This window comes from Hyphomicrobiaceae bacterium, from assembly GCA_041397645.1.
Lineage (GTDB): Bacteria > Pseudomonadota > Alphaproteobacteria > Rhizobiales > Hyphomicrobiaceae > Hyphomicrobium_B.
Genome location: JAWKWE010000004.1, coordinates 2,631,976 through 2,656,600, shown reverse-complemented (window position 1 = coordinate 2,656,600; position 24,625 = coordinate 2,631,976). Strand labels below are relative to the sequence as shown.

Sequence of the window (24,625 nt, the reverse complement as noted above, 5' to 3'; positions counted from 1 at the left end):
AAGTTGCTGGAACAGCGCAACTAACGCCAATCGCCTAGAGTTGCATTAACCAGCGCAAGCGCCGCCACTGCCGCTGTATCGGCGCGCATGATTCTTGGGCCTAGCGAGATGGCGGTTACAAAGCTCTTCGACAGAAGAAGCCTCCGCTCCTCGGCATCGAACCCGCCTTCAGGACCGATCAGCACGCCGACAGGCCCTGGCTTCAACATCTCCAAAGCGGAGACGGGGTCCGTCACCGCAGCATCTTCATCACAAAAAATCAGAGGGCAAGCGGGATCCCAAGCATCCAGCCTCTTGGGGAGTGGCGCGATGTCGTCGATCTCGGGAACACGCAAGACACCACACTGTTCGGCTGCCTCAATGGCATTGCGGCGCATACGCTCGGCATTGACCCGTCCGGGCACGGTTCGGTGCGTCATCACCGGACTGAGCCGTACTACGCCCATCTCGACCGCCTTCTGGATCATATAATCGAGACGGGCATGTTTGAGGGGTGCGAACAGGTAGTGGATTGCTGGCCCGTCTGACTGCGGACGGGTCTGCTCCATGACGCGCAGACTGGCGGTGCGCTTGGTTACATCCTCAAGCCGAGCGCGCCACTCCCCATCACGGCCGTTGAAGACCAGGATCTCTCCGCCGGCGGACATGCGCAACACGTTGAGCAAATAGTGCGCCTGCTCGCTCGCCAGGGTCAGACTTGTGTCGGGAGCCAGACTGGTTTCGACGAAAAGACGTTCCGATGTGAAATCGTGGACTGCCATGATCCAAGCGTCTTAGCTGCTACATAGAGCCGCGCAAGCCACAATTGCGGGCAGCGCGGCGCGCAAAGCCTTAGGGCAACAGGGATACGCCATAGGGCACCAGATTGCCCAGAACCGCCGCCCCGTCTAGGCTTACGCGGAGAGCGGGCTGGCAATCATTTCTTTTGAGGCCCGACAAGGAGTGTCGATTCTTCGAACATGCAGCAGGACACGACCCTCGACCCCCGACCAGACTCCGCAGTCGCCGATGCCCCGTCCCATAATTGGGTGGACCGCTGGGCACCCGCGTCCTGGCGGCCATACTTGCGGCTGGGCCGCTTCGACCGTCCTATAGGCTCGTGGCTATTGCTGTTTCCCTGCTGGTGGTCGCAGACGCTGGCCGAAGCTGAGCGTGGCCAACCCTTCCCAAGTATTTCATTGCTCCTGCTGTTCGCCATCGGTGCAGTGGCTATGCGCGCTGCGGGATGCGCCTATAACGACTACGTCGACCGCGACATCGACGCTCAGGTGACGCGCACCCGGAGCCGCCCCATTCCGTCCGGACAAGTAACGCCGCGCGGCGCGCTCATCTTTGTTCTGCTTATGTCGCTCATAGGGCTCGCGGTCCTCTTGTGCCTCAACACCTTCACCATCCTGCTCGCAATTGCCTCGCTCATCATCGTCGCCTCGTATCCATTCGCCAAGCGCTTCACGTCTTATCCGCAGATTGTGCTGGGGCTTGCGTTCAATTGGGGCGCGCTGGTGGGATGGGCTGCAGTCAAGGGCTCGCTGGATTGGCCTGCCGTGCTCCTTTACGCCGGATGCGTCCTGTGGACTGTCGGCTATGACACGATCTATGCGCACCAGGACAAGGACGACGACGCGCTGCTCGGACTTGGCTCAACGGCGCTGACTTTCGGAGACAACACCGTGTCGTGGGTTGGCGCGCTCTATGGCGGCGCTGTCGTCCTGTGGCTTGCTGCAGGGCTGATGGCCGGCACCCACCTAATCTATTTTCTCGCCATAACGCTTGTCTTCCTTCAGATGACCTGGCAGGTGGCGACGCTCGACACCAAGAACCCCGCCAATTGTCTGCGGCGGTTCCGATCAAACAGGGATGTCGGCGCGGCAGTGTTTCTCGCCATCGTCGCCGATATGGCGCTGTCGTGGTTTGCAGGGTTCAGCTGATTCGAATGAGTGCATTTTCAAGGCCTTAACATAATTGCGGCGCATTTGCCCCCGGGGACAAACACGCCGCATATCACTGTCGACTTTCGAGCCCGGGCTGCGTCCTCAGGCATTTTGTTCAATCTGTCACATTTGTGTTCAGATCGTCCTAAGGAACAGGGTAAACAACCGCTTACTTCGCCGCATCGATTTTGCACACTTCATCGATAAAACGATGAAAACTTGGGCTTTGAAGCGGGGGCTGCTCCTTGTAGACACGAGGCTTAAGCCTTTAGCATCATTTGACCACAAGACGGACGATCTATGACCCAAAAATCCGGCCACACCGACCACAAGCCTCAGCTTTTGCACCTCGTTTTCGGCGGCGAGCTTACCGATCTCCACAGCCACGAGTTCCGAGACCTGGACCATGTGGATATCGTAGGGGTGTTCCCGAACTACGAAACTGCTTACGCTGCATGGAAGGGGGCGGCTCAGCGCACTGTCGACAATGCTACGACGCGCTACTTCATCGTCCATCTTCATCGCCTGCTGTCGCCTGAACTTGCGGCGGCCGGCAAAAGCGGTGGCGGACACGCGACTTGATGACGAAAACGACTGAGACGGCAGGGACGGATCTGGCGACCCAACGAACCGCCACCGTCAAACCCTCCAAGCGCGGCCTGCGGTTCGATGAGGAATCGCGCGTGCTGCTCAGCCGTTTCATGTCTGATTGGGTCTGGCCGCGTTGGCGCGAACTGTTGTGGACCCTTGTTCTCACAGCTTGCCTCGCGGCGGCAACCGGCGGCTACCCGACGGTTATCAAGCTCTCGTTCGACACGCTGATGAAGAGCGAACATGCCGATGCTTCTTTGCTGAGGTTCGTCTTGTTTGCGATCATCGGCATCACGGCGGTGCGCAGCATCTTTCTTTATCTGCAAAACGTCGCCACCAATCGCCTGGTGCTGCGGTTGACAACCGATCTCCAGCAACTCGCATTTTCTCATCTTATCTCGGCGGACTTTTCGCGTCTGACGCGCGACACCCCGGGACGACTCGTATCCAAGCTGACCAACGACATCTCGTTCATTCAGTCAGCCGTTACGGCTGCGATGAACTCGGCCATTCGCGATACGCTTTCGGTGTTCGCGCTCGTCATCTCCATGCTTTACCTCGACTGGATGATGACCCTTGTCGTGTTGGCGGTCTATCCGCTGGCGGCCGTGCCGATTGCGCTCATTTCACGAAGACTGCGCCGCGTTGCCAAGCAGACGCAAAACGAGCTTGGCGACATGACTTCGCTGCTGTCGGAGAACTTGTCAGGCGCACGGCTCATCAAATCCTTCCGGCTGGAGGATTATGCATCCAAGAAGCTGGGCGCGAGCTTCGAGCAGGTCTTTAAACTTCGCCTCAAGGCGGTCCGTACCCGTGCGCGCCTCGATCCGTTCTTGGAAGCACTTGGCGGCCTTGCCGTCGCGGGCGTCGTTGCCTTCGCCTACCTGCGCATTGCAGGCGGTATCTCGACGGTCGGCGATTTCATGGGTTTCATCACGGCGCTGCTCATGGCGGCTCAACCGATCCGCGCGCTTGGCAATCTGTCTGGCAAAATCCAGGAGGGACTTGCCGCGATCGAGAGTGTCTATGAGCTTCTCGACGAGCAGCCCAAGATCGTCGATCGGCCGAACGCCAAGCCGCTTATGCTCAAATCCGGCGCCATCAGCTTCCGCAACGTCGGATTTGCCTATGATCCTTCCAGCAAGGTACGCGCTGTCACCGACTTCACGCTTGAGGTGGCAGGTGGCAAAACCATAGCGCTGGTAGGACGATCGGGTGCCGGCAAATCCACGATCATAAACCTGGTGCCAAGACTGTTCGACGTAACCGAGGGTGCGATCCTGATCGACGGCCAGGACGTGCGCGACGTCACCTTGGCCTCGCTAAGGGATCGCGTCGCGATTGTCAGCCAGGACATCACTTTGTTCGACGACACCATCGCGGCCAACATTGCGCTCGGCAAGCTTCACGCCACCCCTGAGGAGATCCGCGCCGCGGCCAAGGCGGCGGCTGCGCATGACTTCATCATGACGCAGCCGCAAGGCTACGATACATTGATCGGCGATGGCGGGGGACGATTGTCTGGAGGACAGCGCCAGCGCATCGCCCTTGCGCGCGCCATCCTCAAGGATGCGCCGATACTTCTTCTTGACGAGGCAACCAGCGCTCTCGACACCGAGAGCGAACGACTGGTGCAGGAAGCGCTTGCTCGGTTCACGACCAACCGCACCACACTCGTCATTGCCCATCGGCTTTCGACCGTGCAGCGGGCCGATTTGATTTGCGTTATGGAAGACGGTCGCATCATCGAACGCGGCGACCACAACGAGCTACTTGCGCGCAAAGGCGCCTACTCGCGCCTCGCCGGCAGTCCCCATGACGGCGCCCTGGTCAATTAGGATTGGCGGATCCCATTCGGATTTAAGAAGGCTGGCGGAGGGTCGTCATTCCCGGCCCAACCGTTGTCGCTTATTCGCGCGCCAGTATCGTATTTACGAGCCGGTTTGCCAAAGGTTTGGCTTTGAAGGAGCGATTGACCTCCTCGGCATCGTAACGCGTATCGACCCAATCCCAGAAATCGATCGGCTGCCGGGCATTATCGGCAAGATAGCGCTCGAAGAAGTAGTCGAGCACACCCGTGTCTGCCTGGCGGATATGGCCGTACTTGAATGACAGCTCATGCTTCGCTTTCTCGATCGGTAGCCCCTCGCGAACATGACGGTAGAGCACGCTCATCAAGCCCGCCCGGTCCGCACCAGATTTGCAGTGGATCAGGACCGGATATTCGATACTTGCAAATAAATCGCGGATGGCGTGCAGCTCCTCGCGAGAGGGTGCGGCGCGAGACCGCAGCTTGAAATTGACCAGCGAGACGCCGTTTTGCTGGCAGGCGCGCTGTTCCAGCCACGTGGTCCCAAAGGACTGGTCACCGCGCAGGTTGATGACGGTTTTGATGCCCTTGCGCGCGGCATCCCGGATCTGATGCGGCGCAGGTTGCGCGGACCGCCAAGCGTCTTGCGAAATGCGATGGCGGTTGTTGTAGAGAATGCGCACAATCCCATAGTCGACAATGAGCATTTCGAAATAGCAAAGGGCTGGCGAGATTCGCCCGCGCAGGCTGTCTGGCGCGTTGTGGATTGCGCCGTGAAGCCAGTCGCCGACCTTTCGGCGCACGCTGCGCTTCGCGCGCTTTATCATGCCTGCCATGCTGCCGCCGAATTCGCCCGAAGTTGCATACGGATCAGGGATTTAATATTTCCTGTGCGCGAACTGCGCCCATTGGCGGAAAGCTCAAAAAAGCCTGGCGAGCTTGTCCCCATGGATAAGACGGAAATACCCCCTGCTTTCGCCGTTCAAACGCGTTTGCTCTGGCTAAATATTCGCTATAGGTAGCCACCGCAAGTGGCTTTGCCGTAACGCTTTCGCAAGTGGCGTGGGCTGAGAAATGAGGTTGCCAATCCCGCCATGGCAGATACCAAAACGAGGCTGACACGGCTGGCCGGTCGCACACTGGCGCGGCTCATCGGTCACGTCGCGAAAACCTCCCAAATCGTCTACGACCCGCCCGACCTTTTGGATCGGCTCGCCGCGACACACCCTTGCACCGTCGCGTGCTGGCATGGGCAGTTCATGATGCTCTGCCTGTTGCGTCCGCCCGGCGCCAAGGTCTCCGCCATGGTGGCACGTCACGGCGACGCTGAGCTGATCGGCGAGGCGATGCGCGCCTTTGACGTCGAGCTGATACGCGGGGCTGGCGCGGGCGACCGTAAAAGGGACCGCGGCGGCGCAGCCGCCCTCCGCGGGGCTGTGCGCGCACTGACGCAGGGCGCCTCCGTCGTCATGACTGCGGATGTGCCGCCTGGGCCTGCTCGTACGGCCGGGATGGGCATCATAACGATTGCCCAGCTTTCCGGCCGCCCCATCGCCCCGGTTGCCGCCGCCAGCTCGCGGATGACCTCGTTCGACACCTGGAGCCGGATCACGGTCAACCTTCCCTATTCAAAACTCGCCTTTGCCGGTGGCGAAATCATCCACGTGCCGAGAGATGCGGACGCTGCCACGCTCGAACAGCTTCGCAAAAAACTCGAAGACGAACTCAACACAGCGATGACCCGGGCATATGCCCTTGCAGGCGCTGAACTTGAACGCGCCACGCCACTCGACATGATCGCCGCCCGCTCACCGCCCGCACCCGGGCGGACGCTGCGCATCTATACCAAAGGCATCGGAGCGCTGCGGCCCTTGGTGCCGGTGTTACTCAACTACCGCGCTCGGCGAGACAAGGAGGACTCTGCGCGGCGCAATGAGCGACTAGGCGCGCCTACAATGCCGCGTCCTAAAGGCAAGCTTGTGTGGGTTCACGCCGCCAGCGTCGGCGAAACCAACGTCGCACTTCCTGTCATCGAGGCTATGCTCGCACGCGATGACAAGCTTCACATATTGTTGACCACAGGCACCACGACCTCGGCTGCGCTGGCGGCCAAGCGCTTGCCCGATCGCGCATTCCACCAGTTTGTTCCACTCGACGTTGGCAGCTACGTCGCGGGCTTCCTCGACCATTGGAAGCCCGACTTCGCAATTTTTACCGAATCCGAAATCTGGCCGAACCTCATTCTGGCCGCGTCGGAGCGTAAGATCCCGCTTGCGCTCATCAATGCACGCATGTCGCCACGCTCCATGAGGCGCTGGCGCGCCTATGCTCGCGTCGGACGCCCCTTGTTCTCGCGCTTCTCCTTGATATTGGCGCAGAACGAACGGGTTGCGCGCGCGCTGCGTTTTCTCGGTGCGCCCAATGTCGTGACCAGCGGAAATCTCAAGATCGACGCGCCGCCACCGCCTGTCGATGCCGTGCAGCTTGAGGCATTGAAGCAAGCCGTTGGGATGCGGCCGGTCTGGCTGGCGGCAAGCACTCATCCTGGCGAGGAACAGATGATTGCCGCTGCCCACGTGCAGCTAGCGGCGCAACTCCCGACTGTTCTGACCATCATCGTTCCCCGCCACCCTGATCGTGCCGAAGCAATCATCAACGGGCTGGCACCACTCGGGCTCAAGGTTGAGCGCCGCTCTGAAACGAAAGTTCCCTCAGCCGACGGTCAGATCTTCATTGCCGACACGATTGGCGAACTGGGAACGTTTTATGCACTTAGTCCGCTCGCTTACATCGGCGGATCGCTGGTGCCCCACGGCGGACAAAACCCGATAGAAGCTGTCAAACATGGCGCGGCCGTCATCAGCGGCCCACACACCCATAACTTCCAGGAAGCCTACGCAGCATTGTCACGTTCCAATGGAGTTATAACTATCACTTCGGCACAAGGGCTGGCTGACGTGGTTTCGCAGATGCTTTCAAATCCCGGCGAGATGAGCGCGGCACGCCAAGCCGCAGAAACCGGCCTTGCGGAACTTGCCGGCGCAATGAAAACCACAATGGACGCGCTGACACCTTACCTCGATGGTCAGGAGACGGCGCGGCGTGAGCACTAATGAGCCATCTTGGTGGTACCGCCCGCGGCGTGGATGGCAGGCACTTGTTCTGTCGCCCGCTACGCAAATCTATGGCACGCTTGCAAGCAAACGAATGGCGCGTGCACCAAGTTATATTTCGAAGCTACCCGTCCTATGCGTCGGCAACTTCACGGCAGGTGGAACAGGCAAGACGCCGCTCTCCATCGCGCTGGCTGAGATCGTAAGCGGGCTCGGACGTGAACCGGTGTTCCTGACGCGGGGTTACGGTGGCAGCGCGATCGGACCATTGCTCGTGGACGCGCACGCATCGAACGCCGCGCAGGTTGGCGATGAGCCGCTACTGCTCGCACGCGCAGCTCCCACCGTCGTTGCTCGCGACCGTGCAGATGGGGCTCGGTTCATAGAGCGCAGCTTTTCCTCCAACGCCGTCATCATCATGGACGACGGATTACAGAACCCCTCGCTCCGCAAAGTACTTTCTGTCGCCCTTGTCGATGTCCGCCGCCGGTTCGGAAATCGCATGTGCCTGCCGTCCGGCCCCTTGCGCGCGCCTCTCCCACAACAGATGTCCAAAGTCGATCTTGTGATCTTGAACGGCGAAGCGTCAGATCAAGAGCTGGCACTGGCAAGACGCGAGATCGGCGACATCTTTTCTGGAGCGGTTCTGCGCGCACGGGTGGCGGGAGCGGGTGAACTCAAATGGCTCAATGGGGCTCGCGTCGTCGCCTTCGCCGGCATCGCCAATCCCGACCGCTTCTTTATGCTGCTTAAATCCGCAGGGGCTGTGATAGAGGCCCGCCAGACCTATCGCGACCATCATCACTTCACCGATGCGGATGCCGACGCATTGCTGGCGCTGGCTGAGACACATCGTGCCCGGCTGGTGACGACGGAGAAGGATTTCGTGAGACTTTACGGCGCTGATGGAAGCCTTGGTGTTCTGCGAGAAAACACACTGACGGTTCCGATCACCCTACAGTTCAGCGACGACGACCTTGCGGCACTGAGCGCGCGCGTCGAACAGGCCCTCAATATGTCCTCAGGTGGCTTCGAAACGTCTTAGGCCTGGGCGCTTCTCTTGCGCAGCTCAAGGTAGCGCTTCAGGGAAACTTCGGCGTTCGCGTATGGCTCCTGCGCCTCCACGCTCCAGTATTTCAGATCAGCGAGCGGAATCGTCTGGCCGGTGACGGCGCAACGAACGAATTCGCCCGGAGCGACGACTTCGAATTCGCCATCGAGATAGCGCACCTTGGCCTCATTCTTCAGGCCGAAAAACTTGTCGATGCGATTCATGAACCTTCCATTTTCGCCGACCGAAACTTGAAACCTATCCAAGCACCAATAGGCCACGCTCAGTCAAGGGTTGACTGTTACCTTGCGACGATCTTCGCGCACAAGGCTTAAAAGAGCGTGCCCTGTCCGCCGCCATCGGTTCCGCTATCGTTCTTGGTGTGCGCGCGCGACACACGTTCTGCAGGTTTGGCTCGCGATTGACCAAAACCCTCGTCGATCGGGCCGGTTACCTGCGCGCCGGTCTTCCCATCTGCAAATTCGATAACGATGCGGGCACCGGCCGAAAGAGCCGCTGCGGCCCGCACCGCAACACCATCCTCTTGACGCACCAGAGCGAAACCGCGGGCTAGAACGCTCTGATAGCTCAAAGTGCGCAGCATGTTGGCCTCACCCTCGAGCCGCCGCCGTCCCAGCGCAATCCGGCCCATCAGCGCCTGAGCGCCGCGTTGCTCAAGTACGCCTAGATCTTTCCGCGATTGGGCGATGCGGATGGCGATATGTCCTGGCCGCAGGCGGCTTGCCACGCGCTCGAACCGATTGCGTGCCAGATTTGAAAAGCGCGCTAGACAGTGGCTCTGACGCTGAGCCAGCCGATCGAGCGCTCGACGCGCGGCCCCAAACCGAACGCTCAAAAGAGCGGGGCGCAACGTGGTCGCCACCTGCGCGTAGCCCGTCTTCTTGCGTTGAAGAAGCCCGAGCAGCCCCTGATCGAGCCGACCTGACGCGCCATCGAAACGTTGACGCGGCAATGCGATCAGCTCTTCAAGCTTCGGCAGCCCGCGTGCCTCGGCGCGCAGCGTGTTGCGGGTCTCATCGAGATAACGGCGAATCCCGCTCCGCTGACGTTGCCCGAGCTGCTCGACAGACTCCGCCAACTCGCTGAACTTCGGCACAGCCCATTCAGCCGCCTTCGTCGGTGTTGGTGCACGTGCATCCGCCACCAGATCGATCAACGTCCAATCCGTCTCATGTCCGACCGCCGAAATAAGAGGAATTGTACTTTCCGCCGCGGCGCGAACCACGACCTCTTCGTTAAAGCCCCAGAGGTCCTCCAATGCGCCGCCGCCGCGCGCCACAATCAGAACGTCGGGTCGAGGCAGTGCGCCGCCCGGAGCAAAACTGTTGAAGCCGCGAATGGCGTTGGCGACTTCTTGCGCACTGCCTTCCCCCTGCACGCGAACAGGCCATACCACCACGTGCGCTGGAAAGCGCTCATCGAAGCCGTGCAGCATATCTCGAATGACAGCACCGGTCGGCGAGGTTACAATGCCGATCACGCGCGGCAAGAACGGCCGCGGCTTCTTGCGAGCGTCCTCGAACAATCCTTCGGCGGCGAACTTGCGCTTGCGTTCTTCGAGCAGCGCCATAAGCGCACCGGCCCCTGCAGGCTCAAGCGCTTCAATCACGATTTGATATTTGGAAGAGCCCGGAAACGTCGTGATCTTGCCCTGGGCTACGACTTCCAGCCCTTCCTGAGGCTTGAAACGCAGCCGCCCGAAAACACCTTTCCAGATGACGGCTTCAATCTTGGCTCTATCGTCCTTGAGCGCAAAATAGCAATGGCCGGAGGCATGAGGACCGCGATAGCCCGAAATCTCCCCTTTGAGACGGACGTAACCGAACCCCTCCTCCAGCGCCCGCTTAATAGCGCCCGACAGCTCAGAGACCGAAAACTCAGGCGTATTTTCGCCTGAACGGCCGCTTTGGCGCATGTCTGGTCTTTCGCTTCCGGTCACCAGGGATTCCATCCTTGTCTCTTTCGCCCCCAATGGTACATCAGGGGCCCCTTAGCAATCGAGTCTGCGATGAACGTCCTTTTGATCGGCTCAGGCGGCCGGGAGCATGCCCTGGCCTGGGCCATGACCGCCAGCCCCCTCCTTGAAAAGCTGTATTGCGCACCAGGAAATGCCGGTATTGCCGAGCACGCCGAATGCGTGACGCTCGACGTGGAAGACCACGATGCGGTGGTTGCATTCTGCCGCGCGAATGCTGTGGATTTCGTCGTAATCGGTCCTGAGGCCCCACTGGTCTCAGGATTGGGCGACGCGCTCGAAAAGGCAGGCATCGCTTATTTCGGTCCAAACGCGGCGGCCGCGCGACTTGAGGGATCCAAGGGCTTCACCAAAGATCTGTGCGCGCAGTTCAATATTCCGACCGCCGCCTATGGGCGATTTGCGGATGCCGCCTCAGCACTCGCCTACCTTGAGGGAAAACCTCTTCCCATCGTCATCAAAGCCGACGGGCTCGCGGCAGGCAAAGGCGTCATCATCGCGGCCTCGATGGCAGAAGCGCGCGACGCCATCGAGGCGTGCTTCGGCGGGGCCTTTGGCGCCGCGGGCGCTGAGGTCGTGATCGAAGAATTCCTCGAAGGAGAGGAGGCGAGCTTCTTTGCCCTATGCGATGGCACGCATGCCCTGGCGCTCGCATCCGCTCAAGATCATAAGCGCGTCGGCAATGGTGACACCGGCCTCAACACCGGAGGAATGGGCGCATATTCACCTGCCCCCGTGATGACGGCAGAAGTCGCCAAGCGCACGATGGACGAAATCATCCTGCCGACGGTTGCAGCCATGCGCTCGCGCGGCACGCCGTTCCGCGGCGTTCTGTTCGCCGGGCTCATGATCACGAAGGACGGTCCCAAGCTCATAGAATACAACGTACGCTTTGGAGATCCGGAAACCCAGGTTCTGATGATGCGCCTGCGCTCCGACATTCTGGCAGCCCTGCGCGCAACGGCCGATGGCACGCTGTCCAAAGTCGACCCGAAATGGAGCGACGACGTGGCTCTAACTGTGGTGATGGCCGCAAACGGCTATCCGGGCACCCCGAAGAAAGGCACCGAAATCAAGGGTCTTGCCGAGGCAGCCCGCGTCGATGGCGTCCAGATATTCCACGCCGGTACGAAATCTGACGGCGGGCGCATTCTGGCCAATGGCGGACGTGTCTTGAATGTCACCGCGCGCGGATCGAGCGTGGCCGATGCGCAGGCCCATGCCTACGCGGCTATCAACAAAATCGACTGGCCCGGCGGTTTCTGCCGCAACGACATTGGCTGGCGGGCCATCGCACGGGAAAAGCAGCGGCGTTAAGCGCTTTCACAAGTTTGCCGCCATGATGCAATCTAGAAGGACTCCTCTGGCAAACAAGGCTTGGTCTTTGCAAACATGCCGCGAAAACGTATCGAGCGTCCCCAACTTCATGCCGTTGTGAAAAGCCCGTCACCGCCGCCTGTGCCATCCATCGGGCTTGCACTCGGCGGAGGTGGTGCCCGGGGACTGGCGCATATTCTGATGCTTGAGGCATTCGACGAGCTCGGCATCAAGCCAAAGCTCATTACGGGAACCTCTATTGGCGCCATGATGGGCGCAGCTTATGCATCGGGCGTTTCGGGAGCAGAGATGCGCGCCCATACCAAATATATCCTCTCGCAACGCTTCTCTGTTCTGCGAGACTTTTTTGCAGAGCGCCCCTTGCAACGAATTCGCGAACTATTTCCGGGCAAGTCTGCCTTGCTGGATCCTGCCGCCGTCCTCGACGTCGTGATGCCGAAGCAGACCAAGGCTGATTTCGAGAGCCTGCCCATTCAGCTCAAAATCGTCGCGTCTGATTACTACGATCAAGAGCCACAGGTCTTCACGCAAGGTCCGCTAGGAATTGCGGTGGCGGCCAGCATGGCACTCCCTGCGATTTTCCAGCCCGTCATTGTCGACGGCAAAGCAATGATCGATGGTGGGTTGACCAATCCCCTGCCCTATGACCTGTTGGAAGGTGAAGTCGATATCATCGTTGCAATCGACGTTTCGGGCGCGCCTGTACCCGATCCGCGCCGTCCCTATCCCACAGCGATGGAAGCGCTCTTTGCCAGCGCATTCTTGTTCGAGCGAACTATCGTGCGTGAAAAACTCAAGACCGCACAACCCGATATCCTCATCACATCGGGAACGCAGCGCTTCCAGCTGCTGGACATCTTGAAGGTCGATGAAATTCTCGCCGCGGCCGAGCCTGCGAAGGAGCGTCTAAAGGCCCAGCTTCAGCGCGTACTCTCCGTTGAAACGCTACCTCAAATTGCGGCATCCGGTGAACACGAGGCGGAGAAGGCAGGAAATAGGTTGCTCCCAAGGAGCAAGCGGAAATTCCTCTCGCGCCGGAAAGCCACCGACCCTGAGTGAAGGCTTCTGAAGGCGAACGTTCTTTCAAGGCGAGCGCCGAGCGCCGAAAAACGACTTGAGAAGCTGTGCGGATTCTTCATCGGCTATTCCGCTGTAGACCTCGGGCACATGGTGGCATGTCGGCTGCGAGAAGAATCTTGCACCGTGTTCCACCCCGCCACCCTTGGGATCGGCCGCGCCATAGTAAAGGCGCCGGATGCGGGCGAACGAGATGGCCGCCGCGCACATGGCACAAGGCTCCAGCGTCACGTAAAGATCGCAACCGGTGAGCCGCTCGGCGCCGAGTTTGGCGCCACCTTCTCGGATGGCCGACATCTCGGCATGGGCCGTCGGATCGTTGTTTATGCGGGTTGTATTGCCGCAACTCGCAACTACGCTCCCATCGGGCCCCACCAGCACCGCCCCCACCGGCACCTCGCCGCGCGCACCGGCGGCCTGCGCCTCTTTGAGCGCCAACTCCATATGGCTTAACGGTCGCGCTGGTGTCATAAGGGGCCCTGCCTGAACTCGAAGGATTACACCGACACGATGATCAAGGACTCAACCAAGAGCCCTCGCAAGTCCCCCGCCGCTGTCGCCACCGCGGGCGATCTTCACGCCAGCAGTGGTGCAGACGAACCGATGCGCATCGCCAAGGCGATGGCGCGCGCGGGGCTTTGCTCGCGCCGCGAAGCCGAACGCTGGATCGCAGACGGCCGCGTCAACGTCAATGGTCGCGTGCTCACCACGCCCGCATTTGAGGTGAGCGCAAAGGACAAAGTTCTCGTCGATGGTAAACCGCTTCCTGGTAAAGAGCCGCCGCGTCTGTGGCGCTATCACAAGCCCAAGGGTTTGGTGACGACCCATTCCGATCCGCAAGGCCGTCCGACAGTATTTGAAAAGATGCCGCCCGAGTTGCCGCGCGTCGTGTCCGTCGGCCGCCTCGATTTCAACACCGAAGGTCTGTTGCTGCTGACCAACGATGGCGCACTGGCACGCTATCTCGAACTTCCCGCCAATGCCTGGGTGCGCCGCTATCGTGTGCGCGCCCGCGGACGGGTAACTCCAGCTGATCTGGTGAAGCTCAAAGAAGGTGTCGAGGTCGAGGGCGTTCGTTACGGCCCGGTCGATGCGGCCATCGACAGCGTTCAGGGCGCAAATATGTGGCTCTCGATTGCCATTCGCGAAGGCAAGAACCGCGAGGTGCGCAAAATTCTGGCCAGTCTGAACCTCACCGTCAACCGCTTGATCCGAGTTTCTTTCGGTCCCTTCCAGCTTCTCGACCTTGCGCCTGGCGCGGTCGAACTCGTCAAACGACGAACGCTCATCGAACAGCTGGGACCCAAGATCGCCCAGCAGCTTGGACTTTCAGAAGGCCCAGAGGCGCGCAAGGAACGTCACCGCAGCGCTAAGGCACAATCAAGCAGCAAAAGCGAAACATGAGAATTGTCGCGGGAAAATTTCGCGGGCGCGCGTTGGCCGCACCTGAGCACGAAGGACTGCGCCCCACCGCCGACCGCGTGCGCGAAAGCATTTTCAATATTCTCGCTCATGGAACGGACGATTTCGACCTCGCAGGCGCGCGCGTTATTGATTTGTTTGCGGGTACCGGAGCCCTCGGCCTGGAAGCGATGTCTCGCGGTGCAGCCTACTGTCTGTTCGTGGAAGACAGTGCACAAGCACGCGGACTCATCCGCCAGAATATCGAGGCATTTGGCCTGATGGGAGAGACGCGCATCTTCCGCCGCGATGCGTGCGATCTGGGACCAGCTGGGAATATTGAACCCTTTGATCTGGCGTTCCTCGACCCACCATACGGAAAGGGACTTGCCGAGAAATCGCTCCAATCGTTGGTGCAAGGCGGCTGGCTGATAGATGGTGCCATTTGCGTCGTAGAAGACAGGATCGGTGTCTCATTCACTATACCGACCGGTCTTATTGATCTTGACCAACGTTTTTGGGGGGATACTTTAGTCCGCTTCCTCAGGCGCGATTGAGTAAGGACGCAATTTTATTCGCTAGGGCTCCGGCACCCGCGAGCACAGTTTTCCCCATCTCCCCGATTGAACGGTTCCATCACGCCACAGTCCCAAATTGTTGCACCGACCCCGGCTGTTCACCCAGCCCAGGAGCGGTAACTTATGCCGTCTGACCGGAAGCTAAATAGTACACGCGGGCTTTCTGGCGACTTTCGCAAATCCAAGGGACGCGAGACATTCAGAATGCCTGTCACCCAGCGATCCATCGAAGCATTCATCGCCAGGCTGCAAACATGCATGACGTTGGAGGCTCTCTTCACAGCTCTCGAGCACGAGATTGCGCAGCACGGCTGCCAAGACGTGCTGTTCGCGCATGTCAGTGGCAATCCGCCAAAGCTTGAGGTGACTTTTAGCGCGACGCAGCCCGATGAGGGCGTGCTCCAATCATTGAGGTCGCGATGCGCATGTAGTGCCGGCGAGGGCGCGGTTAGCCTAACTTCAACTTTGTCGTGGCTTGAACCGTTACTTCGCAGTGCGCCGGGGGGGCGTGCGCAACTGCGGAAAACAAAGCCCGTCGCCGACTCGTCGCTGATGACCGTCACAATTCCTTTCTACGGACCCGGCGACGATTACGATGTCGTCAATCTCATCATGCGCGAAGGCTGCGACCAAGATCCCAAACATCTAGCGATCGTGAAGCTCAAGGCTTTCGCTGCCATCGAACGGTATGAAGCACTGCGCGCGTCGACGGGCGATGCGACTTCATCACTCTCGCCATCGGAAGTTGGCCATCGCGAACCATGCGTGCAAACGCGCGCGTGCCCTGTTGAGGTCGATTCCCCATCTACTGACGCCAAACATGCAGACTGCTGGGCCTTGGCTTTGGTCGATATTGCCTGGAGGCGATATTCCGCTGGACTGCTCAGTCTCAACGAGCGCGTCATGGAGATTATTGGGAAGACCGCAATGTCTGAGTATCTCGCTCGCGGGCTGATCCAGGAAGAGCCCGACGATCTGCGCTTCAATTACGTTTTCAAGCCGACGTCCGAGGGAGAACGCTGCCTTAGAACTTGCCCCTGCGTTTCACGCTGGCGTGCCCAAGTCTGGAGCGATTACGTTGAGGTTCACGAGCGGCCGGCGGACTGATCGACCGACATTTCGAGAACGTCAGTCTTCGTAGCTGTCGCCCTGTGCCTTCTGACCATAGCTCTTGAAGCGTTCAATCATGACATCCATTTCCGCGTCGTCCAGGATTTGTGGCATGCCCAATGTGAGAACCTTGTAGTACTGCTCCGCCAGCACCTCGACCTCGAATGCCAACTCCAAAGCGCCTTGAAGCGTCTCGCCCAAGGCGATCTGGCCGTGATTGGCCATCAAGCACGCATCCCGCTCTTTCAAACCTTCCGCAACGTGGGCTGCAAGTTCCGCTGTGCCGAAAGTCGCGTAGGGCACACATGGAATGTCCCGTCCACCTGCGACAGCGACCATATAGTGAAAGGGCGGGATCGACCGATGCGCGCACGCCAGGACCGTTGCATGCGTGGAATGGGTGTGCACGATCGCGTTGCGATCGGGTCTCGCGGCGTAGGCCGCAAGATGAAAATGCCACTCGCTGGAGGGCTTTCTTTGCCCGCGCGCGACGCTGCCATCATATTCGACGCGAACGATGTCGCCTGGCGTAATTTCTTCATACGACATGCCTGAGGGCGTAATCAGCATCGCCGGCCCCACCCGCACCGAGACATTGCCGGATCTCGCAGGCGACAACCCCGAGCGGCTCATAGCGCGCGCGGTATCCAGTACCTGTTTGCGCAATGCCGTATCGGAAGCCGGGTCGATGTAGCCACTCTTCATACCGAAATCACCTCCCGCTCAGGATAGAGCGAGAACAGACCCTCACGGGTGGCACGACACATGCCGCGCTCGGTAATAAGCCCGGTGACGAGGCGTGCAGGCGTAACGTCAAAAGCCGGATTTCCAGCCACCGTACTGGGTGGAGCAATCGACACTTGCGTAATGCGTCCACTACCATCGCGCCCTTGCACCGTCAGGACTTCGCGCGCGTCGCGCTCCTCAATGGGAATTTCCGAACCCGAAGCGATCGTCCAATCTATGGTGGAGGATGGCAGCGCGACGAAGAACGGAATGCCGTTGTCGAACGCCGCGAGCGCTTTCAAATACGTGCCGATTTTGTTGGCGACATCGCCATTCGGCGCAACGCGGTCAGTTCCGGTGATGACGAGATCGACTTTGCCATGCTGCATGTAATGACCGCCGGCGTTGTCGCAGATGAGGGTATGCGGCACACCATGTTGTCCGAGCTCGTAGGCCGTCAGCGATGCACCCTGATTGCGAGGCCGGGTCTCATCGACGAATACGTGAACTGGAATACCGGCATCGTGAGCCTGATAGATCGGCGAAGTCGCCGTACCCCAATCGATGCAGGCAAGCCAGCCCGCGTTACAGTGGGTGAGAATATTGACCGGCTCTCCTTGCTTACGCTGCGTAAACTCGCGAAGAAGCGGCAGAGCATTTGCACCGATCAACCGGCACATCTCCACATCCTCGTCGGCGATGCGCGCCGCCTTGCTGTAGGCTGCCTCTGCTCTTTCGGAAGACGGAAGCGGCAAGAGCGCCTTGCGCATTTCCTCCAAAGCCCAGCGCAAGTTGACCGCCGTTGGCCGCTGAGCGGCCAGATACGTCACCGTATCCTCCAGCGCGCTGTCTGTGGCGTTGTTGCGCATGGCGAGCGCAACGCCATAGGCCGCCGTCACCCCAATCAACGGCGCCCCGCGCACAAGCATCGCCTGAATGGCATAGGCTGCATCATCCGCAGTCTTGAGCACCACAGTTTCGAGCGCATGGGGCAGTCGCGTCTGATCGATGATCTCGACGGACCAGCCATCGGGCCGGAGCCATAGCGTGCGCATTGGTTTGCCGTTGATCTTCATAGGTCACACGCTCGCTCTTGGTTTGGTGGTTTCCGCTAATCCGCGGAACTTGGGCCGCTCGCTCCCATTGGAATGTTCAACATTTCCTCAAGACCGCATGAGGCGCATTGCAACCGGTACCATTCCGCATGTGGTCGCGATGAGCAATCGGTGATGACGAGCCCCTTGGCCGCGCACACCGGACAACTCACAAGTGCGCTCGCAGGATCGGCCTGCCATGCTCGGATGCTTGCCATGGCTACCGCAAGCTTTTCCTGATCAAGCGCGCCCGCCACGTTCAATGTCCTTCAAAAGCGATCAACGCATGGCTTTCGATGCCATGGCTCTTCAGTCGCGCGACGCCGCCCAGTTCCGGCAGATCTATGATGAAGGCCGCACCGACGACATCGCCGCCCGAGCGCCGTATCAGCTTTGCGGCGGCCTCGGCCGTTCCTCCGGTCGCGATGAGGTCATCGACAATCAGAATGCGCTCGCCGGCTGCAATGGCGTCCTCGTGCATCTCAATGATGTCCACGCCGTATTCGAGTGCGTATTCCTGCCCAATCGTTTTCCACGGCAGCTTACCCTTCTTTCGGATCGGTATGAAGCCGCAGCCAAGCCTGTCAGCGACTGCGCCACCAAGAATGAAGCCGCGCGCTTCAATCCCGGCAACGGCCGCAATTTTAGCGTTCGCGTAGGGAGCGGCCATCCCAACGATGGCGGATTTGAGTCCTTTGGCGTCCCCCAGTAGGGTCGTTACATCGCGGAACATGATGCCCGGCTTTGGATAATCCGGAATAGTACGTATAAGCGTCTTAAGATCGTTCACGTCGGGCTCCCGTCAAAATCGCGGCGCAAATTAGCAATATCCTCATTGTCACGATACAAAGAGGATGAGGTTTGGGCGTGCCGATTTGATTCGTATGTCGCGCCGCCTTCCCAGTTGAGGGAATATCACACGATGGCTGGAGGCTCGATGGTCATGGCGGACCCCACTTACGCTCCCCTCAGTGATGAGCCTGCCGACGACTTGCCGCGCACGTTCCGGCGAGAAAAAGAGGCACGCGAGCGGGAAGCCAGGGAACGTGCCGCGCGCGAGCGCGCTGCGGCTCCGACCCTTTCGACAACGCCCGATCCTTACGTTGGCCCTGGCCCCAAGGTCTACGTGGAGCCGGCTCCGGCCGTCGCAAGCGCCGCGTTGGACGAAAATTACCCTGCCGTCGTTCGACGCTTTGATGTTCCTTTCGGTCATCTCGTCGCCTTCTTTCTTAAAGCCACCATCGCCGCAATCCCGGCCATGATCCTGCTGATGGCAATCCTGTGGGGCTTTGGCCAGTTGCTTCAGACGTTCTTCCCCGAACTGGTAAAGATGAAGATCCTGATCGGCTTCGGAAGCTGACGCCCTTTCTTCCGGCACGGTGGCTCCTCATCCCGCCTTCAGCACCCGTCCTGCGACGACGTCGAGCTTGGCGATCAGCTCGGCATCGCGTGCTTCGGGAGCCGTGACGATAGCGATCTCCAGAGCCGTATCGGAGCCGATCGGACATGCGGGATGCTCGCGCGGAAAATCCTTCGCCAGACGCGCGATCATGCGCTGCGCCTTCTCGGTGTTGTCCTTCATAACCGCCAATACCGCCGCGATATCGACCTGCTGATGATCATCGTGCCAGCAGTCGTAGTCCGTGACCATCGCGACGGTGGCGTAACAAAGCTCAGCCTCGCGTGCGAGCTTTGCTTCCGGCATGTTGGTCATGCCGATCACATCGCAACCCCACGAGCGATAAAGCTCGCTTTCCGCGCGGGTGGAAAATTGTGGGCCCTCCATAACGATATAGGTGCCACCCATGTGGTGCTCTACGTTTTCCGCCTTCAGCGCTGTCTCGATGGCAGCAACCAGCAACGGGCTTACCGGGTCGGCAACCGACACATGGGCAACGCAGCCCTCACCGAAAAACGATTTCTCGCGCGCGAATGTGCGATCGATGAACTGATCAACGACCACGAAATGTCCCGGCGCATAGCGATCTTTGAGCGAGCCGCAGGCCGAAACCGAGACAAGATCGGTGACACCGGCGCGCTTCATCACATCGATATTGGCGCGGTAGTTGATGTGAGTCGGCGAGACGCGGTGGCCACGTCCGTGCCGCGGCAGAAACCTGACCGGGAGGCCATCAATCTCGGCAAACAGCACTTGATCGGAGGGCTGTCCCCAAGGACTGGAGATCGTCTCCCAGCGCTCATTTTTCAAACCGGGCAAATGATAGAGGCCGCTGCCTCCCATAATGCCGAGCACCGACTTCGCCATGCGTTCACGCCCCTCGCTATATCGCCGCCGTGTCGGCGGCTTGGCGAACTCTAGCCGACAACGCTGTCGCTTTCACCCCCTGCGGGCTTATCGAGGCAGCCGAATGAAAAAGGCCCGCGTTGGCCGCGGGCCTTTTTCATATTCGTTGGGTTGTCGAGCTATCAGTGCATCTTCGACCAGATGCGCCGCTTGCCGAAGTAGAGCAGCACGGTCGTGACCAACAGGTACAACATGACCTGCCAGCCGATCCGCTTTCTCTCATCGAGCGAAGGATCAGCCGCCCAAGCAAGGAACGCCGAAACGTCGCGCGAATAGTTCTCGACCGTCCCCTTGGTGCCATCCTGATAGGTCACCGCTCCTTCCGAAAGCGGCGGCGGCATACTGATCTGATGTCCTGGGAAGGCCAGGTTGTAGTTCTTGCCTTCGGTGATTGCGAAGTCCGACGGCGGGTCCGTGTAGCCCGTCATCAGCGCATAGATGTAATCCGGTCCGCCTTCCTGGTAGCCGGTGAGAATGTCACCCAGCATCAGGAACGGATGGATCATCCAGCTCACATCACGATGCACGCCACGGGCCTTGGCGATGACGGACAGATCGGGCGGGAGAGCGCCATTCTGCGCAGCACGCGCCTGCAGGTCGTTCAGATACGGCCCCAAGATCGGGTCGAACAACTTGGCCGGACGCTTGATCAAATCGCCGCCCTTGGCCACTTCACCCTGATCGTTGACCGTGGGGATCTGGTTCGGCCAGCTTGCAGCGAGCTCCTTTACGGATTCTTCGGGGAAGCCAGGACCGCCCGGCTCCACCAGGTTGCGGAAATAGACCCGCTTCAAACCGTGACACGCCGAGCAGACTTCCTTGTAGACTTGGAAGCCGCGCTGTAGCTGCGCCTGGTCGAACTGCCCCTTGAAACCCGCGAACGCCCAAGGCTGGCGCTCGATCTCGTGATGGGCGGCAGCTGTTTCGGCGGCACCCGATGCCCCGGTGAGTGTGCCCAAAGCCAGAAGGCTTGCAGCTGACAGTGAGATCAGATTTTTCATGGTGTCCTCACTTACGCCTTGGCAGCTGCATCGGAACCCAGAACCGCATCCGTGATGGATCGCGGCAAAGGCTTTGGCGTCTCGATCAATCCGATGACCGGCATCGCGATCAGGAAGAACGAGAAATAAACCACCGTGAACACCTGCGCCCAGAAGACGTAGACGCCTTCTGCCGGGAGCGAGCCGAGATAGCCCAGCGCCAAGCAGGTGAACAGGAAGATCCAGAACGCCCACTTGAAGATCGGACGATACTTGGCCGAACGCACCCGCGAGGTATCGAGCCAGGGTGCGAAGATCATCACCAGGATCGAACCGAACATCGCGATGACGCCCATCAGCTTGGCGAAGCCGCCTAGCGGAATACCCAGGAACGAGCCCGTGAAAGCACGCAGGATCGCGTAGAACGGCAGGAAGTACCATTCCGGAACGATGTGCGGCGGCGTCACCAGCGGGTTAGCCTCGATATAGTTGTCGGGATGGCCCAGGTAGTCGGGCAGGAAGAATGCGAACCACGCAAACAGGATAAGGAAGGCAAACATGCCAACGATGTCCTTGGAGGTCGCATAGGGGTGCATCGGCACCGAGTCCGACGGTTGCTTGAGATCGAGACCGTCGGGATTGTTCTGTCCCGTGATGTGCAACGCCCATACGTGAAGAATGACGACGCCGGTCAACACGAAGGGCAGCAGGTAGTGAAGCGAGAAGAACCGGTTGAGCGTTACGCCCGACACCGAGTAGCCGCCCCAAAGCCATTCCACGATCGCGGTGCCCAGACCCGGAATGATGGTATCGAGAGCCGAGAACAAGTTGGTGATGACGGTAGCACCCCAGAAGCTCATCTGCCCCCAGGGGAGAACGTAGCCCATGAAAGCGGTGGCCATCATGAGGAGAAGGATCACCACGCCCAGGATCCAGAGGATTTCACGCGGCGCCTTGTAGGAGCCGTAATACATACCGCGGAAGATGTGGATATAGACGGCGATGAAGAACATCGACGCGCCGACCGAATGGAAATTGCGGATCATCCAGCCGTAGTTGACGTCGCGGCGGATGTGCTCGATAGCGTTGAACGCGGCGACGTCGGAGGGCTGGTAGTGCATTGCCAGCACGACGCCGGTGACGATCTGCGCCACGAGGCAGAACATCAAGATTCCGCCAAAGGTCCAGAGATAATTGAGGTTGCGAGGGGTGGGAAAATCTACGAACTGCCCGTGCATCAAACGCATGATCGGCAGGCGCTCGTCCCACCATTTGCCCCAGCGTGACGTCGGCTCGTAGCTTGAAGAGTGTCCTGACATCTTATGACTCCTCAGCCGATCTTGATCTTGGTGTCGGAAACGAACTCGTAGGGCGGTACTTCGAGATTGCGCGGTGCCGGACCCTTCCGAATGCGGCCCGAGGTGTCGTAGTGCGAGCCATGGCATGGGCAGAACCATCCGCCGAAGTCGCCGCGCGCGTCTCCCATGTCCTGTCCCTTGGGAATGCAGCCAAGGTGCGTGCAGATACCGACCAGCACCAGCCAGTTGGTGTGACCCTTCTTGACGCGGTTATCGTCAATTGCGGTCGCCGTTGCGGGAAGGGCATCGTTGCGCGCCTCCTCGTCGGGAAGCACCTTCAGCTCGACATCCTCGGCCGCCTTGATCTCTTCCTTCGTTCGGTTGCGAACAAAGACGGGCTTACCGCGCCACATGACGGTAATCGCCTGACCTTCCTTCACATGGGAGAGATCGACTTCCGTCGACGCCATCGCCTTTGCGCTGGAGTCGGGGTTCATCTGTTGAATGAAAGGCCAAAGCAAGGATGCGGCGCCGACCGCTGCAAAGGCGTTGCCAGCGATCACCAGGAAATCCCGGCGATTTGCCTCATCGGCGTGATCAGCGTGAGATGCCACGAGAGCCTCCGAAGAAAAAAGTACATGCAGAGACCTTCAGCACAGCGAGCTGTGGGGTTAATCAACACCCCTTGTTGTTGTTTCGCTGTGGCGCCCGAGCCGGATCTGGAGCGCAATAAAGATCCCCCTGCGGGCACCTTTTGACACCGTTCGGCCAACCCCTCAAGGTTCCGCGGGCCGCAACGGTTGGGCAATTTGGCGCATCACGGATCGCAAACCGCGCTCCAGCCACTAAACTTGAGACTTTCGAACCATGCGATTGGCTCTATATCAGCCTGACATTGCTCAAAATACTGGCACTATCTTGCGACTGGGCGCGTGCTTGAATATCCCTGTGGATGTCATTGGACCGACAGGGTTCGACATGAGCGACCGCGCCCTGCGACGCGCTGGCCTCGACTATTTGGACCACGTGGACCTGACGCGGCATTTGAGCCTCGAGGATTTCGAGGCCGACCGTCGCGCTCATGGCCGCAGGCTCGTGCTGCTTTCGTCCCACGCAGCAGTTGCCCATACCGATTTCAACTTTGGAGCCGCCGACGTCCTGCTCATGGGTCGCGAAAGCGCCGGCGTACCCCAACACGTCCATGACAGGGCAGACGCCCGCCTGCGCATTCCCATGCGCCCGGGGCTGCGCTCGCTCAACATCGCGGTTGCAGCGGCGATCGTCGTGGGGGAGGCCCTGCGCCAGACGAACGGATACCCCTCAACCGTGCCCTCGGAATTTTGAAGCCGTCGTGATCGCTGCCAACTGGCCTGCGATCCGGTCCAAGGGTATGCTCCGCACCCTGACCACGAAATGATGCAAAAGAAGGGCAAATTCATTGCCTAACGCCAGGGAGCTATCAACGTCCATGAAATTGGCAATTGCTGCAGGTTTCCTACTCATTTCCGCCACGTCCTGCGCCCTGGCGGACGACGACGACAAGGCGGCAAAGAAAACCAAGATGAAGTTCTGGAACCTGACCGGTGAGGACCTCGTGGAGCTCTACATGGCCCCGGCCGGAACCGGCAAATTCGGCAGCAACCAGACCGAGAACGAGGATGAAAAGGTTGTAGGTCGCGACGAACGACTGCCGCTCACGGGGGTGACGGCAGGGACCTACGACGTCAAGATCAAGGACAAAGCTGGCCGCTCCTGCCTCGTCAAGAACGTAGACGTGCGCGATACCGGGCCCTACTCATTCTCGCTGGAGGCTGACCAGCTGACCGACTGCACCCCATAAATGCAATCTGGCGATCTGATCCTCGATCTCATCGATGGAAGGATCGGAACGTCGTCACCCATAGGCCGCCCTTAATTGAATTCGATACCGACCATGGCGCGGAACAGTGCGCCGTATGGTGATCGTAGGCAACAAAGTTGGCGCCGTTTCCAGCTAAAGCAGACCCGCAAACAAGAACACTGCCGACAACGCACACACCCGCTGCGACAGAACTGGTTAAGAACCTCGCTCCATCGGAGGTCATTCTGTGACGAGCCTGTTGCTCGAGTACTTGGAACGATTCTCGACCAGATGGTAGGTCTGGCCCCCGTAACCAGCAACTCCGTCGGTGAAGACCCGGTTTCTCACGAAAAAAAGAAGCTTCCGATATGTCGTTGTTCGGCATA

Annotated in this window: 25 protein-coding genes; 13 read left to right on the top strand and 12 right to left on the bottom strand. The window is 59.7% G+C overall.

Annotated features, from left to right (window positions below; genetic code table 11):
- Positions 1-20 precede the first annotated feature (20 nt).
- Positions 21-761 carry a 16S rRNA (uracil(1498)-N(3))-methyltransferase gene (locus tag R3D51_12370; GenBank protein MEZ5900274.1) on the bottom strand — a complete coding sequence of 247 codons (741 nt, stop codon included), beginning with the start codon at positions 759-761 and terminating at the stop codon, positions 21-23.
- A gap of 198 nt (positions 762-959) precedes the next feature.
- On the opposite strand from R3D51_12370, the gene ubiA reads away from it, so the two are divergent.
- From ubiA to R3D51_12355, 3 genes are all read left to right on the top strand, one after another.
- The gene (ubiA, locus tag R3D51_12365) at positions 960-1,928 is read left to right on the top strand and encodes a 4-hydroxybenzoate octaprenyltransferase (protein MEZ5900273.1); all 969 of its coding nucleotides are present in this window, start codon (positions 960-962) and stop codon (positions 1,926-1,928) included.
- A gap of 303 nt (positions 1,929-2,231) precedes the next feature.
- On the top strand, positions 2,232-2,513 hold the full coding sequence (locus tag R3D51_12360; protein ID MEZ5900272.1) for a DUF4170 domain-containing protein: 282 nt from the start codon (positions 2,232-2,234) through the stop codon (positions 2,511-2,513).
- Entirely contained in the window at positions 2,513-4,360 is a 1,848-nt protein-coding gene (locus tag R3D51_12355) for an ABC transporter transmembrane domain-containing protein (GenBank protein ID MEZ5900271.1), read from the top strand. Before R3D51_12360 ends, R3D51_12355 begins: the two co-directional genes overlap by 1 nt.
- A gap of 70 nt (positions 4,361-4,430) precedes the next feature.
- Here R3D51_12355 and R3D51_12350 read toward each other — a convergent pair whose 3' ends face one another.
- On the bottom strand, positions 4,431-5,168 hold the full coding sequence (locus R3D51_12350; protein MEZ5900270.1) for a sulfur transferase domain-containing protein: 738 nt from the start codon (positions 5,166-5,168) through the stop codon (positions 4,431-4,433).
- A 258-nt stretch (positions 5,169-5,426) separates the two neighbouring features.
- Between R3D51_12350 and R3D51_12345 the strand changes: the two genes are divergently transcribed.
- Both R3D51_12345 and lpxK read left to right on the top strand, forming a co-directional pair.
- Positions 5,427-7,445 (top strand): glycosyltransferase N-terminal domain-containing protein, encoded by a 2,019-nt coding sequence (locus R3D51_12345; GenBank protein MEZ5900269.1) that lies wholly within the window; start codon positions 5,427-5,429, stop codon positions 7,443-7,445.
- Complete coding sequence (gene lpxK, locus R3D51_12340; GenBank protein ID MEZ5900268.1) at positions 7,435-8,490, top strand: tetraacyldisaccharide 4'-kinase; 1,056 nt, start codon at positions 7,435-7,437, stop codon at positions 8,488-8,490. Before R3D51_12345 ends, lpxK begins: the two co-directional genes overlap by 11 nt.
- Here lpxK and R3D51_12335 read toward each other — a convergent pair.
- Together R3D51_12335 and xseA are read right to left on the bottom strand one after the other, a co-directional pair.
- On the bottom strand, positions 8,487-8,720 hold the full coding sequence (locus R3D51_12335) for a DUF2093 domain-containing protein (GenBank protein ID MEZ5900267.1): 234 nt from the start codon (positions 8,718-8,720) through the stop codon (positions 8,487-8,489). The two genes, lpxK and R3D51_12335, sit on opposite strands and share 4 nt — an antisense overlap.
- Positions 8,721-8,827: 107 nt before the next feature.
- The gene (gene xseA, locus R3D51_12330; protein ID MEZ5900266.1) at positions 8,828-10,468 is read right to left on the bottom strand and encodes an exodeoxyribonuclease VII large subunit; all 1,641 of its coding nucleotides are present in this window, start codon (positions 10,466-10,468) and stop codon (positions 8,828-8,830) included.
- 57 nt (positions 10,469-10,525) lie between these two features.
- On the opposite strand from xseA, the gene purD reads away from it, so the two are divergent.
- Together purD and R3D51_12320 are read left to right on the top strand one after the other, a co-directional pair.
- Positions 10,526-11,809 carry a phosphoribosylamine--glycine ligase gene (gene purD / locus R3D51_12325; GenBank protein ID MEZ5900265.1) on the top strand — a complete coding sequence of 428 codons (1,284 nt, stop codon included), beginning with the start codon at positions 10,526-10,528 and terminating at the stop codon, positions 11,807-11,809.
- A 75-nt stretch (positions 11,810-11,884) separates the two neighbouring features.
- Positions 11,885-12,889 (top strand): patatin-like phospholipase family protein, encoded by a 1,005-nt coding sequence (locus tag R3D51_12320; protein MEZ5900264.1) that lies wholly within the window; start codon positions 11,885-11,887, stop codon positions 12,887-12,889.
- A gap of 24 nt (positions 12,890-12,913) precedes the next feature.
- On the opposite strand, the gene R3D51_12315 is transcribed toward R3D51_12320, so the two are convergent.
- The gene (locus R3D51_12315; protein ID MEZ5900263.1) at positions 12,914-13,378 is read right to left on the bottom strand and encodes a nucleoside deaminase; all 465 of its coding nucleotides are present in this window, start codon (positions 13,376-13,378) and stop codon (positions 12,914-12,916) included.
- A gap of 39 nt (positions 13,379-13,417) precedes the next feature.
- On the opposite strand from R3D51_12315, the gene R3D51_12310 reads away from it, so the two are divergent.
- From R3D51_12310 to R3D51_12300, 3 genes are all read left to right on the top strand, one after another.
- Positions 13,418-14,311 carry a pseudouridine synthase gene (locus tag R3D51_12310; protein ID MEZ5900262.1) on the top strand — a complete coding sequence of 298 codons (894 nt, stop codon included), beginning with the start codon at positions 13,418-13,420 and terminating at the stop codon, positions 14,309-14,311.
- Positions 14,308-14,865, top strand: a complete 558-nt coding sequence (gene rsmD / locus R3D51_12305; GenBank protein MEZ5900261.1) for a 16S rRNA (guanine(966)-N(2))-methyltransferase RsmD — start codon at positions 14,308-14,310, stop codon at positions 14,863-14,865. The genes R3D51_12310 and rsmD overlap by 4 nt, the downstream gene beginning before the upstream one ends.
- 225 nt (positions 14,866-15,090) lie before the next feature.
- A complete protein-coding gene (locus tag R3D51_12300) occupies positions 15,091-15,993 on the top strand; it encodes a hypothetical protein (protein MEZ5900260.1) in 903 nt (300 codons plus the stop codon).
- A gap of 21 nt (positions 15,994-16,014) precedes the next feature.
- Here the strand turns inward: R3D51_12300 and R3D51_12295 are convergent, their stop codons facing one another.
- From R3D51_12295 to R3D51_12285, 3 genes are all read right to left on the bottom strand, one after another.
- On the bottom strand, positions 16,015-16,701 hold the full coding sequence (locus R3D51_12295; GenBank protein ID MEZ5900259.1) for a class II aldolase/adducin family protein: 687 nt from the start codon (positions 16,699-16,701) through the stop codon (positions 16,015-16,017).
- A complete protein-coding gene (mtnA, locus tag R3D51_12290) occupies positions 16,698-17,798 on the bottom strand; it encodes an S-methyl-5-thioribose-1-phosphate isomerase (GenBank protein MEZ5900258.1) in 1,101 nt (366 codons plus the stop codon). The genes R3D51_12295 and mtnA overlap by 4 nt, the downstream gene beginning before the upstream one ends.
- Before the next feature lie 277 nt (positions 17,799-18,075).
- Positions 18,076-18,606: an adenine phosphoribosyltransferase gene (locus R3D51_12285; GenBank protein ID MEZ5900257.1), complete on the bottom strand. Its 531-nt coding sequence runs from the start codon at positions 18,604-18,606 to the stop codon at positions 18,076-18,078.
- Between the two features lie 153 nt (positions 18,607-18,759).
- On the opposite strand from R3D51_12285, the gene R3D51_12280 reads away from it, so the two are divergent.
- On the top strand, positions 18,760-19,176 hold the full coding sequence (locus R3D51_12280; GenBank protein ID MEZ5900256.1) for a hypothetical protein: 417 nt from the start codon (positions 18,760-18,762) through the stop codon (positions 19,174-19,176).
- A gap of 27 nt (positions 19,177-19,203) precedes the next feature.
- On the opposite strand, the gene R3D51_12275 is transcribed toward R3D51_12280, so the two are convergent.
- The 4 genes from R3D51_12275 to petA form a co-directional block, all read right to left on the bottom strand.
- A complete protein-coding gene (locus tag R3D51_12275) occupies positions 19,204-20,082 on the bottom strand; it encodes an S-methyl-5'-thioadenosine phosphorylase (protein ID MEZ5900255.1) in 879 nt (292 codons plus the stop codon).
- A gap of 161 nt (positions 20,083-20,243) precedes the next feature.
- Positions 20,244-21,122 carry a cytochrome c1 gene (locus R3D51_12270; protein ID MEZ5900254.1) on the bottom strand — a complete coding sequence of 293 codons (879 nt, stop codon included), beginning with the start codon at positions 21,120-21,122 and terminating at the stop codon, positions 20,244-20,246.
- Between the two features lie 11 nt (positions 21,123-21,133).
- Positions 21,134-22,420 carry a cytochrome b/b6 gene (locus R3D51_12265; protein MEZ5900253.1) on the bottom strand — a complete coding sequence of 429 codons (1,287 nt, stop codon included), beginning with the start codon at positions 22,418-22,420 and terminating at the stop codon, positions 21,134-21,136.
- An 11-nt stretch (positions 22,421-22,431) separates the two neighbouring features.
- Positions 22,432-23,013: a ubiquinol-cytochrome c reductase iron-sulfur subunit gene (gene petA, locus R3D51_12260; GenBank protein MEZ5900252.1), complete on the bottom strand. Its 582-nt coding sequence runs from the start codon at positions 23,011-23,013 to the stop codon at positions 22,432-22,434.
- A 253-nt stretch (positions 23,014-23,266) separates the two neighbouring features.
- Here petA and R3D51_12255 point away from each other — a divergent pair, with 253 nt between their 5' ends.
- Together R3D51_12255 and R3D51_12250 are read left to right on the top strand one after the other, a co-directional pair.
- Positions 23,267-23,743, top strand: a complete 477-nt coding sequence (locus R3D51_12255; GenBank protein ID MEZ5900251.1) for a tRNA (cytidine(34)-2'-O)-methyltransferase — start codon at positions 23,267-23,269, stop codon at positions 23,741-23,743.
- A gap of 124 nt (positions 23,744-23,867) precedes the next feature.
- The gene (locus R3D51_12250) at positions 23,868-24,239 is read left to right on the top strand and encodes a hypothetical protein (GenBank protein ID MEZ5900250.1); all 372 of its coding nucleotides are present in this window, start codon (positions 23,868-23,870) and stop codon (positions 24,237-24,239) included.
- Positions 24,240-24,625: the final 386 nt, after the last annotated feature.